Raw genomic sequence first — 12,908 nt, 5'->3', positions numbered from 1 at the left:
GGGAGGGCGGCGGGATGAAGCGCTATTTCAATGGTGGTCTCGTCGCTGCTGCCCTATTCGCGCTGACGCTTCCGGCGGGCGCGACCGGGATGGCCGAGCGCGAGCCGCCGGCCGTCTCGATGTGGCTGATCATGATCGGCATCGCCATGATGAGCTGGGTGATGACCTATCGCCGCTGGTGGCTGCCGCTGGCGATCTGGGTGCCGGCGGCGCTGTTCGTGTCCACCCTGATCGCCGATTTCGCCGATCCGGTCATCGGTCCGGCGGTGCGCGAGGAACTGGGCAGCCTCTACATCTTCCAGATCGACCTCGCCGGCGCGTTGATGCTGGTGGCACCGTTGATGTTCGCCAACCAGCGTTTCAGCCGACAGAAGTAAGTCGAAACGGACCGCAATCTTAAGGCGAAGTCTGACCATTCAGTAACTTCAGGTATCGTTTCGGCTCCGGAAATATATCGTCCACATTTGCCCACAGGCGGGCGTTCGATAGGTCGGCCGATCCATTGGTTGCAAATGAATCAAACGCCGCCAGCGGTCATTTCCGTGGATTCCAGAGGCTAACACCCCCGCGCTGTCGGAATTATCCACAGGCCTGTCCACAAGCTATCCCCATGACGGCCATCGCTATGGCTTTTGGCCTCAACTGGTGGCGCTTGCCTCGGCAAGTGCGTGGACAAGTTGATTCGTATCCGTAACGGGAAGCGAACAGGCTCCGCCCGCACAAACGAACGCCGCCGCGCCGGCGATGCTCATTGCCTTGGCCCTTGCGGGATGACCATCCGGCAGGAGGGACGGATCGCTGACGCGCTGGATCGTGACGTCGAGCCTCGCAACCTGCCGCGCGGCTTCCAGCAGTGCGGAGGCGGCCGCGCCGTCTTCGCCGACGATCACGATCTCCGGCCCGCGCAGCCGGGTATCGAGTGCGTTGAGCAGGCCGGCGTGGCTGTAGAGGCTCGGCTGCGCGCGCGGCATCAGGCCGTCGAACAGCCGGTCCGCGCGGTCGCGATAGGCATCATCCCCGGTAAAGCTGGCGAGCCGGATCAGATTGCGGGCGATCAGCGCATTGGGATTGGTCACCGCATCGTCCGCGGTGGCGTCGGGGCGCAGGATCAGCCCTTCGGCATCGTCGGCGGTGAGATAGTAGCCGCCATCCTCCGCGCCGTGGTGACGCTCCAGCGCGGCGGCCCATTCCCGCGCCTTGGCCAGATAGCTACCCTCCCCGGTCGCCTGATGGAGACCCAGTGCCGCCCCGATCATCGCGGCGTAATCGCTGGAGAGGCCAGGAAACACCAGCCGCCCTTCGCGCCAGCTATGGCCGAGCCGTTCGCCTTTGGCCATTGATTCGGAAATGAAACGGAAGGCGCGCGCGCCGAGTTCCACCCATTCCGGCCGATCCAGCCGCGTCCCAGCTTCCGCCAGCGCGCTGATCATCAGGCCGTTCCAGTCCGCCAGCACCTTATCGTCGCGGCCCGGCGGCACGCGCTTGGAGCGTGCCTCCAGCAGCTTGTCGCGCAGCACGGCGAGGCGCAGCTCGTCGGCTCCACTGCGCTCCACCTCCTTCAGGCGGTTCGGGATCGAGACGCCCTCCCAATTGCCGAACGGGGCGATGTCGTAATGGCGCGCGAAGAATTCGGCATCCTGCGCGCCGAGCGTGTCGAGAACCTGCTTGAGCGTCCAGACGTAATGGCGGCCTTCATGGCCTTCCGAATCGGCGTCGAGGCTGGCGGCGAACGCGCCCCCCTCGACGATCATCTCGCGCTCCAGCCACGCCACGGTCTCCTCGGCGCGGGCGCGGAACAGCGGCTCGTGGGTTTCGTTGAAGGCGAGCGCCAGTAGCGGCAGCAGCTGGGCGTTGTCGTAGAGCATCTTCTCGAAATGCGGCACCAGCCAGCGTTCATCGACCGAATAGCGCGAATAGCCGCCGCCGATATGGTCGTAGATGCCGCCCTCGCTCATGCCATCCAGTGCGTGGAGCGCGGCATTGCGGAAGCTCTCTCGCCCGCTGCGCTCGAAGGCGCGCCACAGCAGTTCGAGGAACGGCGTGTTCGGGAATTTCGGCGAGCCCTGCAGGCCGCCATGCTCGGTATCCATGATGCCGAGCACCCGGGTCGCCACATCGTCGAGCTCATTGAGGCCGATCGTCACTCGCCCGGCAGGCCGCGCCTTCTGGCGCAGGCGCTCCAGTATCGCGACGCGATTATTGCCGATGCGCGGATCACTGGTGGCATAGGCATTGGCCATGGTCTTCAGCACGTCGGTGAAGGCCGGCTGCCCGTAGCGCGCCTCCTTCGGGAAATAGGTGCCGCCCCAGAACGGCGCGGCGTCGGCATCGAGGAACATGGTCATCGGCCAGCCGCCCTGCACGCCGAGCTGCTGCAGCGCGGACATGTAGATCTGGTCGACCTCGGGCCGTTCCTCGCGATCGACCTTGATGTTCACGAAAAGCTCGTTCATCACCGCCGCCGTGGCGTCGTCCTCGAAGCTTTCATGTGCCATGACGTGGCACCAGTGGCAGGCGGCATAACCGATGGACAGCAGCACGGGCCTTCCACTACGGCGCGCTTCCTCGAACGCCGCCGGTTCCCATTGCCACCAGTCGACGGGGTTGTCCTTGTGCTGGAGCAGGTAAGGGCTGGCGGAATCCTTGAGGCGGTTCGGCACGATGCGTCTCCGATATTCTCGAACTCTTTTCCATGTAGGGCGTAGCGTTTGGACGGACAGGAGAAAAGCATAATCGCGAACGATACGATCGCGGCCGTCTCAAGCGGCACCATGGCGGCGGCGATCGCGGTGATCCGCGTTTCCGGTCCCCGCGCTGGCGAGGCCGTGCGGGCGCTTGCCGGCCGCCTGCCGGAACCGCGCCGCGCACTGCTCGCGCGGCTGCGTCATCCCCTCAGCGGCGAGCGTCTCGACGAGGGCCTCGTGCTGTGGTTTCCCGGCCCGGCCAGCGCGACCGGCGAGGACATGGCGGAGTTCCAGGTCCATGGCGGCCGCGCGGTGGTGGCCGCTGTGCTCGATGCGCTGTTTTCGGTGCCGGGTATCGTGGCCGCCGAGCGGGGCGACTTCAGCCGCCGCGCCTGGCTCAACGGCAAGATGGACCTGACCGAGGCGGAGGGCCTCGCTGACCTGATCGCCGCCGAGACCGAGGGCCAGCGCCGGCAGGCCCTTGCCCACGCTTTCGGCCATCTCGGCCGGCAGGTCGACATCTGGAGGGGGCGGCTGATCCGGGCCATGGCGCTGGTCGAGGCGGGGATCGATTTTTCCGACGAGGACGATGTGCCGGCGGAGGCCCGCGCCCTTGCCCGGCCGGAAGTGGAGATGCTGCTCGCCGAGCTGGAAGCCGCGCTGGCCGACCGGCGCGGGGCCATGGTGCGCGAGGGCGCGACCATCGCCATTGCCGGCCGGCCCAATGCCGGCAAGTCGTCGCTGATGAACGCGCTCGCCTTGCGCGAGGTCGCCATCGTCTCCGACGAGCCCGGCACAACGCGCGATGTGCTGGAAGTCGCCCTTGATCTCGGCGGCTACAAGGCGACGCTGATCGACACCGCCGGCCTGCGGGAAGCCGAGGGCAAGGTCGAGGCCGAGGGCATACGCCGGGCGCAACGGCGCATCGGTGAAGCGGACCTCGTGTTGTGGGTTCACGATTTCAGCGGGCCGGAGGCGCCGGAGATCGCGGTCGATTCGGATGCGGAATTCTGGCTGCTGGCGAACAAGGCGGATTTGGCCGCGGTTCCAACCGCTGCCCTCCCCGCGCTCGGCCTTCCTCGCGCGAGCCGGCATTTCCTTGTGTCGGCGGCCAATGGCGCCGGGCTGGATGAACTGACGGCCGCGCTCGAGCAATTCGTTGCTGCGCGGGCGCGGGGCGGCGAGCACCCCGCTTTGATCCGGGCCCGCCAGCGCGAGGCCGTGGCGCTCGCCAACGGGCATCTTCGTGCCGCACTCGCGGCCTGGGATGAAATCAGCGAGGAGCTTCTCGCCGAAGAGCTGCGCCTTGCTGGCCGTGCGCTATCCTCCATCGCCGGGCGCATCGGGGTGGAGGATCTGCTGGATGTCGTCTTCCGCGAGTTCTGCATCGGGAAATGACGGCGCCGTTTCACGTGAAACAGGGATGCCGCGACGCCCGCCCTGCAGCGAATCGGCGCCGTAACTGTTTCACGTGAATCACCCCGCGCTTGACGTGGCGCGGCGAAGCGCGTTTCAAACGGGCTCGATCCCTGTGAGAGAAATCATGTCCGAACTCAGTTTCGATGTCGTGGTGGTGGGTGGCGGACATGCCGGCACCGAGGCGGCGGCGGCTGCCGCCCGTCTGGGCGCGCGCACGGCTCTGGTGACCCATTCCCACGCCACCATCGGCACCATGTCCTGCAACCCGGCGATCGGTGGCCTCGGCAAGGGCCATCTGGTGCGCGAGGTCGATGCGCTGGACGGGTTGATGGGGCGCGTCGCCGATCAGGGCGGCATCCAGTTCCGCGTGCTCAACCGGCGCAAGGGACCGGCCGTGCGTGGCCCGCGCGCGCAGGCCGACCGCAAGCTTTATGGCGCGGCGATGCGCGCGGCGATCGATTCGCAGCCGAACCTTTTCGTCGTCGAGGGCGAAGCCGGCGATCTGCGGGTCGTGAACGGCCAGGTCTGCGGCCTCGTGCTCAAGGATGGCCGGCAGGTGACATGTGGCGCCGTGGTCATCACCACCGGCACCTTCCTCAACGGGCTCATCCATATTGGCGACCGGCAGATGCCGGCGGGGCGGATGGGCGAGCAGCCGGCGCTCGGGCTCTCAAGCGCGCTGGCTCGGCTGGGCCTGCGGCTCGGCCGCTTGAAGACGGGCACGCCCCCGCGGCTTGACGGACGCACCATCGACTGGGCCAGCCTTGAGAAGCAGGAGGGCGACGAGACGCCGGAACCCTTCTCGATGCTGACGAGCGCGATCACCAATCCGCAGGTCGCTTGCGCCATCACCCGCACCACGCCGGAAACCCACGCCGTGATCCGCGCCAATATTGCGCGCTCCGCGATGTATTCCGGGAACATCCAAAGCGTGGGTCCGCGCTATTGCCCGTCGATTGAGGACAAGATTGTCCGCTTTGGCGAGCGCGAAGGGCACCAGATCTTCCTGGAACCGGAGGGGCTGGACGACCCGACGGTGTATCCGAATGGCATCTCCACCTCCCTGCCGGAGGATGTGCAGGCGGCGATCATCGCCTCCATCCCCGGGCTGGAGAAAACCGTGATGCTGCGGCCGGGCTATGCCATCGAGTATGACCACGTCGATCCCCGCGAGCTTGAGCCGACGCTGGAGACCCGTGCCGCGCGCGGACTGTTTCTCGCCGGGCAGATCAACGGCACCACCGGTTACGAGGAGGCCGCCGCGCAGGGCCTGGTGGCCGGGCTCAACGCCGCCCGCCGCGCCGGCGGTCGGGAGGGTGTGACCTTCGATCGCTCGCAGGCCTATATCGGGGTGATGATCGACGATCTGGTGACGCGCGGGGTGAGCGAGCCCTACCGCATGTTCACCTCCCGTGCCGAATATCGCCTCTCGCTGCGCGCGGACAATGCCGACCAGCGGCTCACGCAGGCTGGCATCGATATCGGATGTGTGGGTTCGCAGCGGGCGCGCGTCTTCGCGGCCAAGCAGGAGGCATTGGCGCGCGTGCGGGAGTGGAGCCGCTCGGTCTCGCTCACCCCGGCGGAGGGCGAGCGCCACGGCCTGACGTTGAACCGCGACGGCCAGCGCCGCACCGCCTTCGACTTGCTGTCCTATCCCCTTGTCGACTGGGCGACGATCTGCCGGATCTGGCCGGAGGCCGGTGCCGAGCCGGCGGCGATCGGCGAGCAGGTGGAGATCGACGCCAAATACGCCGTCTATCTTCATCGGCAGGAGGCGGACATTGCCAGCTTCCGCCGCGAGGAATCGGCACCGCTGCCGGAGGTCGACTATCGCGCGCTGGCTGGCATCTCCAACGAGATCAAGGCCAAGCTGGAATCGATTCGGCCCCGTACCATTGGCCAGGCCAGCCGGATCGACGGCATGACCCCGGCGGCACTGGCGCTGCTCGCCGCCCATGCACGGCGCGCGCGCTGACCGCACCGGGTAGATCGTGCTGCGGCACGCCCCGCGCGCGCGTCCGCGCGAGGCGTGGTACAAGAAGGCATGAACGATCCTGATTCGACCGACCGCGCCCGCGCCCTCAAGCTGACCCCTGTTTCACGTGAAACAGAGGACCGGCTGGTGGCGATCGTGGCGCTGCTCGAAAAATGGCAGCGCACCATCAATCTGGTCGCGCCTTCCAGTCTCGCGCATGTCTGGACCCGCCATGTCGCGGATTCCCTCCAGCTCGTGCCGCTGGCCGGCGATGTCTCGCGTTGGGTCGACCTGGGATCCGGCGGTGGATTTCCGGGGCTACCCGTCGCCGCCGCGCTGGCGGAGTTCACCGAAGCGGACATAACGCTGGTGGAAAGCGACAGCCGGAAGGCGGCGTTCCTGCGCGAGGCCGCTCGCATCGCCGAACTGCCGGCGACCGTATTGCCGGCGCGGATTGAACAGATTGCGCCGAAGATTGCGCAAGGGGTGGAGGTGGTTTCCGCCCGCGCGCTTGCTCCGCTGCCGCGGCTTTTGGAGCTGGCCTATCCCTTCCTTGCACAGGGAGCGAAAGGGCTGTTCCTCAAGGGACAAGATGTTGATAACGAATTGACCGAAGCCTCTAAATCTTGGAGAATCGAGGCCTCGGTTAAGCAGAGCCTGACTGACCCGAGTGGCCGGGTCCTGATCGTGACCAGAGCCGAGCCGCTCAAATCCGCGACGTGATTGAAGACGGTGCCTGTGCCCTTCGCCGGGCCTTTCGAGGTCGAAGCCATGACGGAAAGCTGCGATACGACACTCGACGCGCTCGCGAGCCCGCGCCCGGTTGGTCAGCCGCGGGTGCTCGCCCTCGCCAACCAGAAGGGCGGCGTCGGCAAGACCACGACCGCGATCAATCTCGGCACCGCGCTGGCCGCGATCGGCGAGACGGTGCTGGTGGTCGATCTCGATCCGCAAGGCAATGCGTCGACCGGCCTCGGCATTGATCGCCGCAGTCGTCGGGTCTCCACCTATGACGTGCTGACCCAGGATGTCAGCCTGCGCGAGGCGGTGCTGCACACGGCGGTGCCCCGGCTGCATATCGCGCCATCGACCATGGATCTCTCCGGGCTTGAGCTTGAACTCGCCACCGCACGCGACCGCGCGTTCCGTTTGCGGGATGCGATCCGGTCCCTGAATTCGATTCAGGAGCGAAACGATGAACCGGCCTATAGCTATGTGCTGATCGACTGCCCGCCCTCGCTGAACCTGATAACGGTGAATGCGATGGCGGCGGCGAACGCCATTCTGGTGCCTCTGCAATGCGAGTTCTTTGCCTTGGAGGGGCTTTCGCAGCTGCTCAGTACCGTCGAGCAGGTGCGGGTGACGCTCAATCCCGGCCTAACCATTCACGGCATTGTCCTGACGATGTTTGATGCCCGTAACAATCTTTCCAACCAGGTGGTGGAGGACGTGCGGCAGTTCATGGGGGAGAAGGTCTACGAGACCATCATTCCTCGGAATGTGCGGGTGTCCGAGGCGCCGTCCTATGGCAAGCCGGTGCTGCTCTACGATCTGAAATGCGTCGGGTCGCAGGCCTATCTTCGTCTCGCATCCGAAATAATCCAGCGCGAACGCAATCTGCGCGCGGCAGCGGCCTGAGGAGGGATTGATGGCAATGGCGGAAGATGGCGGACGTTCGCGTCTGGGTCGTGGCCTCGCTGCCCTGATCGGCGACATGGGCGAGATTTCGGAGATCGGTGCCGAGCGTCCGCGCCCGGTGACCGGCCAGCGCAAGGTTCCGCTCGCCTTCCTGCGCGCCAATCCGAAGAATCCCCGCCGCAGCTTCGGCGAGGAAGAACTGGAAGACCTCGCCGCCTCGATCCGTGAGCGCGGCGTCATTCAGCCGATTGTGGTGCGGCAGGTGCCTGGCGAGCGTGAGGCGTTCGAGATCGTCGCCGGCGAGCGTCGCTGGCGCGCCTCGCAGCGCGCGGGCATTCATGAAGTCCCGATCGTGGTTGTCGAGGTCGACGATCGTGGCGCGCTCGAAATCGCGATCATCGAGAACGTGCAGCGCGCCGATCTCAATCCGCTGGAAGAGGCGACCGGCTATCAGGCACTGGCCGACCAATTCGGCTATTCGCAGAACGATGTCGCCCGTGTCATCGGCAAGAGCCGCAGCCATGTCGCCAACACGCTGCGCCTGTTGAAGCTGCCGGATGCCGTGAAGACCTATCTCGCCGAGGGTCTGCTCTCCGCCGGCCATGCCCGCGCGCTGCTGACCCAGGACGATCCCGAGGGCCTGGCCAAGGTCATCGTCGAGCAGGGCATGAATGTGCGCGCCATTGAGGCGCTGGCGCAGGAACTGAACAACGCGAAAGCGGAAGCGGCGGGCAAGCCGGCCCGCAAGCCCCGCGTCGCGCCGGAAGTCGATGCCGACACACGCGCGCTGGAGCGCCGGCTGTCCGATGCGCTGGGCTTGAACGTCTCGGTGCGCCATGAGGGCGAGGCGGGCGAAATCCGCATCCGCTATGCCTCGCTCGACCAGCTTGACGAGGTGTGTCGCCTGCTGGCGGGCGGCTGAGCGGCCTCAACCGCGGCGGGCGCCCGCCGCGAGCTGGAACAGCGCCCGTTCGGCAATGGCGGGGCCAAGCCCCGCATTGCGGCGCGCCGCGAGCAGTGCGTCGTCCAGTGTCAGCAGCGCCTTTTCCAGCCGCGCTGCGCTCCAGCTCCGAAGAGCCTTTTCAATCAAGGGTTTACGCCGGAAGTGGATGGCCGGCCGCGCTCCGTCGATCGCCCGCTCGACGCTGCCGCCGGCCTCGATACCGAGCCGCATCGCGTGCAGCGACTGCATCGCCCGCCCGACCGCGCCGAGCACAATGTCGGGTCGCATGCCCTCCCCTGTCGCCTTGGCGAAGGCGCCCGCCATCTCGGCCGACTGCCCCGCCAATGCGGAATCGGCGATCTCGTCCAGCGCGAGGCTGGAGGCGTCGCCGACAATGGCGCGGACATGGGCCCCGGTGATGGAGCGCTCCCCGGCGGCGTAGAGCAGGAGTTTGGCGACTTCGCCACGCGAGGCGGCACGGTCGCCGCCGAGCAGACCCATCAGTTCCGCCTTGGCGTCGCGCTCGATGGCGATACCGGCTTCCATCGTCATGGTGTCGATCAGCCGGGACAGATCGCGGTCGCTGTCGGCGTAACAGGCGATGGCCAGCGCCCGCGGCGAGCCTTCGCACAGCGCGCGCAACCCCATGCCGCGCTTGAGGTCGCCGGCCTCGATGACCACCACCGCGTCGGAAAGCGCGGCGCCGAGCAGTGCTTCGACTGCCGGGCCGATATTCTTGGAGCCGGCGCGGACCGAGATGACGCGCCGCCCGCCGAACAGCGCGATGGTGCCGGCCTCGTCGACCAGCCGACCGGGATCGCCGGCGATCTCGTCGCCGTCGATCCGTACCAGACCGAACGGATCGGTCGAGCCTTCGCCGGCCTTGGCAAGATAGGCGCGTGCGCGCTCACGCACCAACCCGCTATCGGGTCCGAACAGCAGCACGACGGGGCGCAGCGGATCGAGCCGGGAGAGCGTCGCCTCGACGTCGCCGGGCCTGACCGCGACCATGAAGCCTCAGCTCTTGGGAGCGCGGGACAGGAAATAGGAGGCGAGCTGGCCGCGAATCATCTCGGCGGCCATCGTTGCCGACCGGTTCTGCGCGTCGCGGATAGCGCGCGCACGCGCGAAGCGCTGATAGCCGCTGTCCAGCGAGGCGGTGCCGAAGCCGTTTCCGGTCGTCAGCGGAACCTTGGGGTTTGCGTTGTCGAAAAGCTGCCAGCCGACGTCCACGCGCACGATCTCGACCTCCGGAAGGCCGGTAACCGAGTTCACGACGGCGGAAGACGAGGTCGCTTCCTTGACGTTCACGACCAGCTTGTAAGGCACGCCGACCGGATTGCCGGCACCGCCGGTGAGGCCGAAGATCAGATCGTTCCGAACCTCGTTTCCGACGCGGCCCTGGACGAACACCACCTCGATGTCGTCGAAGGTCTGCGCCAGCGTGCCGCCATCCGTGCCGGGCACGGTCTGGGCGTACATCGGCTGAAAGCAGCCAGCGGTCGAGGCTGCGAGCAGCCCGACGACGGCGAGGCCGAGCAGACGGCGGGCGTTCAGGCGAGCGAAGCGGCCCTGCCGGGAGCCGGCCTCCGGGCGGGCTATGGTCATCGGGTCAGACAACGACATTCACGATCCTCTGCGGAACCACGATGATACGCTTCGGCGCGCGTCCGTCGAGTACCTGTATCACGGCATCGAGCGCGAGCACGGCCTGCTCGACCTCGGCAGTCGAGGCGTCGGCGGGCACGGTAACATCGGCGCGGCGCTTCCCGTTGATTTGAATCGGCAGCGTAACGGTGTCGTCGACCAGCAGCGCGGGATCGGTCTCCGGCCAGCCGGCCTCGACGGCGAGACCCTGACGCCCCAGCACCACCCAGCATTCCTCGGCCAGATGCGGCACCATCGGCGCAATGGCACAGACCAGGAACTCGGCGGCCTCGCGCAGGGCGTAGGCGAGGTCCGGGGCAAGCGCGGGTGCCTTGCGGGCCGCGTTAAGTGCGTCGCCGAACACATTGGCGAAGGCATGGACGCGCGCCACCGCCACATTGAAGCGCAGGCGCTCGACGTCGTCGGCGGTCTGGGCGGCGAGCTTGTGCGCGGCGCGCCTCAGCGCGGTCGCTTCCGGGGCGCAGGCCGGGGGCACGGCAAGCGCGTCGGGGGCGAGGGCCACGGTGTCGCCAACCAGACGCCAGATGCGCTGCATGAAGCGCCAGGCGCCCTCGATGCCGCGATCGGTCCATTCGCTGTCGCGCTCGGGCGGGGTGTCGGAGAGCATGAACCAGCGCGCGGCGTCGACGCCATAGGTGTCGGCGACGATCTCCGGCGGCACCACGTTCTTCTTGGACTTCGACATCTTCTCCGGCGGACCGACCGTGACCGGTTCATCGGTCCCGACCTTCACCGACGTGCCGTCGGGCCGCTTCTCGACCTCTTCGGGGAACAGCCATTTGCCGGCTGAATCCTTGTAGGTCTCGTGGACGATCATGCCTTGCGTGAACAGGCCGGCGAAGGGCTCGTCGACCGAGACCCGGCCGATCTTCTTCAGCGTGCGGGTGAAGAAGCGCGAATAGAGCAGGTGCAGGATCGCGTGCTCGATACCGCCAATATACTGGTCGACGGCGAGCCAGTGATCGGCCGCGCCCTTCTGCAGCGGCGCGGTATCGGGCTCGGAGGCGAAGCGCGCGAAATACCAGGACGAATCCACGAAGGTGTCCATGGTGTCGGTCTCGCGCCGCGCCGGCCGGCCGCAGTTCGGGCAGTTCACATGCTTCCATGTCGGGTGACGATCGAGCGGGTTGCCCGGCGCGTCGAAGCTGACATCCTCCGGCAGGCGCACCGGCAGCTCGCCCTCGGGTACCGGAACCGGGCCGCAGGCGTCGCAATGCACGATCGGGATCGGGCAGCCCCAGTAGCGCTGGCGCGAAATGCCCCAGTCGCGCAGCCGGTAGTTTACCGCCCGCTCGCCCACCGGCTCGCCGCCCAGCATCTGCGTTTCCAGACGCGCGGCCACCGCCTCCTTGGCCTCGGGAATCGACAGCCCGTCGAGGAAACCGGAATGGATCAGCGTGCCCTCGCCGTCATAGGGCAGGCTTTCCATGCCGAAGCTCGCCTCGTCAGCGCCCGGCGGCAGCACCACCGGGGTGATCGGCAGGCCGTATTTGCTGGCGAAGTCGAAATCGCGCTGGTCATGGGCGGGGCAGCCAAAAATGGCGCCCGTGCCGTATTCCATCAGCACGAAATTCGCCACATAGACCGGCAGATGCGGGCCCCCCAGCGGGTGGCGCACCTTGAGCCCGGTGTCGAATCCCATCTTTTCCTGGGTCTCGATCTCGGCGGTCGAGGTCCCGCCGCGCCGGCACTCCTCGACGAAGCCCTTGAGCGCGGGGTTGTCCGCTGCCAGTGCCTCGGTCAGCGGGTGTCCCGGCGAGAGCGCGAGGAAGGAGGCGCCGAACAGCGTGTCCGGCCGCGTGGTGTAGACCTTGATCTCCTGCTCGACGCGGTAGGGCGCGTTCTCCAGCACGAAGCGCACATGGAGGCCCTCGGAGCGGCCGATCCAGTTGCGCTGCATCAGGCGCACCTTGTCGGGCCAGCGCTCCAGCGTGTCGAGGCCGGCCAGCAGCTCTTCGGAAGCGGCGGAGATGCGGAAGAACCACTGCGCCAGCTTTCGGCGCTCCACCAGCGCGCCCGAACGCCAGCCGCGCCCGTCGATCACCTGCTCATTGGCGAGCACGGTATTGTCGACCGGGTCCCAGTTCACCTCGCTCTCGCGGCGGTAGACAAAGCCGGCCTTCAGGAATTCGAGGAAGATGCGCTGCTGCTCGCCATAATAGGACGGGTCGCAGGTCGCGATCTCGCGCGACCAGTCGAGCGACAGGCCGAGCAGCTTGAGCTGCGCGCGCATCGTGTCGATGTTCTCGTAGGTCCACTTGCCGGGATGGGTGTTGCGCTCGATGGCGGCGTTCTCGGCGGGCAGGCCGAACGCATCCCAGCCCATGGGGTGCAGGACGTTGAAGCCCTTCATGCGCTTGAAGCGCGCCACCACGTCGCCCATGACGTAGTTGCGCCCGTGGCCGATATGGATGCGCCCGGACGGATAGGGGAACATCTCCAGCACGTAATATTTGGGACGGGGGTCGTCGTTCCGGGTGCGGAAGATGCCGCGCTCGTCCCAGACTTGCTGCCAGCGGGGTTCGGCCTCGCGGGCATTGTAACGCTCGGTGCTCATCGGACGTGATCTTGGGCTTCGGGA

10 protein-coding genes are annotated in these 12,908 nt (G+C 67.1%); 6 read left to right on the top strand and 4 right to left on the bottom strand.

What is annotated here, in order from left to right; translation table 11 throughout:
* The first annotated feature begins 14 nt into the window (after positions 1 to 14).
* On the top strand, positions 15 to 377 hold the full coding sequence (locus tag MKI84_RS15990; protein WP_241621168.1) for a hypothetical protein: 363 nt from the start codon (positions 15 to 17) through the stop codon (positions 375 to 377).
* A 261-nt stretch (positions 378 to 638) separates the two neighbouring features.
* Here the strand turns inward: MKI84_RS15990 and MKI84_RS15985 are convergent, their stop codons facing one another.
* A complete protein-coding gene (locus MKI84_RS15985) occupies positions 639 to 2,660 on the bottom strand; it encodes a thioredoxin domain-containing protein (protein ID WP_241621166.1) in 2,022 nt (673 codons plus the stop codon).
* 48 nt (positions 2,661 to 2,708) lie between these two features.
* On the opposite strand from MKI84_RS15985, the gene mnmE reads away from it, so the two are divergent.
* From mnmE to MKI84_RS15960, 5 genes are all read left to right on the top strand, one after another.
* A complete protein-coding gene (gene mnmE / locus MKI84_RS15980; protein WP_281063240.1) occupies positions 2,709 to 4,082 on the top strand; it encodes a tRNA uridine-5-carboxymethylaminomethyl(34) synthesis GTPase MnmE in 1,374 nt (457 codons plus the stop codon).
* Between the two features lie 145 nt (positions 4,083 to 4,227).
* Positions 4,228 to 6,078 (top strand): tRNA uridine-5-carboxymethylaminomethyl(34) synthesis enzyme MnmG, encoded by a 1,851-nt coding sequence (mnmG, locus tag MKI84_RS15975; RefSeq protein WP_241621163.1) that lies wholly within the window; start codon positions 4,228 to 4,230, stop codon positions 6,076 to 6,078.
* A gap of 69 nt (positions 6,079 to 6,147) precedes the next feature.
* On the top strand, positions 6,148 to 6,801 hold the full coding sequence (rsmG, locus tag MKI84_RS15970) for a 16S rRNA (guanine(527)-N(7))-methyltransferase RsmG (protein ID WP_241621162.1): 654 nt from the start codon (positions 6,148 to 6,150) through the stop codon (positions 6,799 to 6,801).
* 48 nt (positions 6,802 to 6,849) lie between these two features.
* Positions 6,850 to 7,716 carry a ParA family protein gene (locus MKI84_RS15965; protein ID WP_241621160.1) on the top strand — a complete coding sequence of 289 codons (867 nt, stop codon included), beginning with the start codon at positions 6,850 to 6,852 and terminating at the stop codon, positions 7,714 to 7,716.
* A gap of 10 nt (positions 7,717 to 7,726) precedes the next feature.
* Positions 7,727 to 8,638 carry a ParB/RepB/Spo0J family partition protein gene (locus MKI84_RS15960; protein ID WP_241621158.1) on the top strand — a complete coding sequence of 304 codons (912 nt, stop codon included), beginning with the start codon at positions 7,727 to 7,729 and terminating at the stop codon, positions 8,636 to 8,638.
* A 6-nt stretch (positions 8,639 to 8,644) separates the two neighbouring features.
* On the opposite strand, the gene holA is transcribed toward MKI84_RS15960, so the two are convergent.
* Genes holA through leuS form a run of 3 tightly spaced genes read right to left on the bottom strand, consistent with a single transcriptional unit; the run spans position 8,645 to position 12,884 of the window.
* Complete coding sequence (gene holA / locus MKI84_RS15955) at positions 8,645 to 9,670, bottom strand: DNA polymerase III subunit delta (RefSeq protein WP_241621156.1); 1,026 nt, start codon at positions 9,668 to 9,670, stop codon at positions 8,645 to 8,647.
* A 6-nt stretch (positions 9,671 to 9,676) separates the two neighbouring features.
* The gene (locus tag MKI84_RS15950) at positions 9,677 to 10,285 is read right to left on the bottom strand and encodes a hypothetical protein (RefSeq protein ID WP_241621154.1); all 609 of its coding nucleotides are present in this window, start codon (positions 10,283 to 10,285) and stop codon (positions 9,677 to 9,679) included.
* Positions 10,272 to 12,884, bottom strand: a complete 2,613-nt coding sequence (gene leuS / locus MKI84_RS15945) for a leucine--tRNA ligase (RefSeq protein ID WP_241621152.1) — start codon at positions 12,882 to 12,884, stop codon at positions 10,272 to 10,274. The genes MKI84_RS15950 and leuS overlap by 14 nt, the downstream gene beginning before the upstream one ends.
* Positions 12,885 to 12,908 lie beyond the last annotated feature (24 nt).

It is taken from the genome of Ancylobacter gelatini (assembly GCF_022601675.1).
Lineage (GTDB): Bacteria > Pseudomonadota > Alphaproteobacteria > Rhizobiales > Xanthobacteraceae > Ancylobacter > Ancylobacter gelatini.
This window is presented reverse-complemented; position numbering and strand designations above follow the sequence as displayed.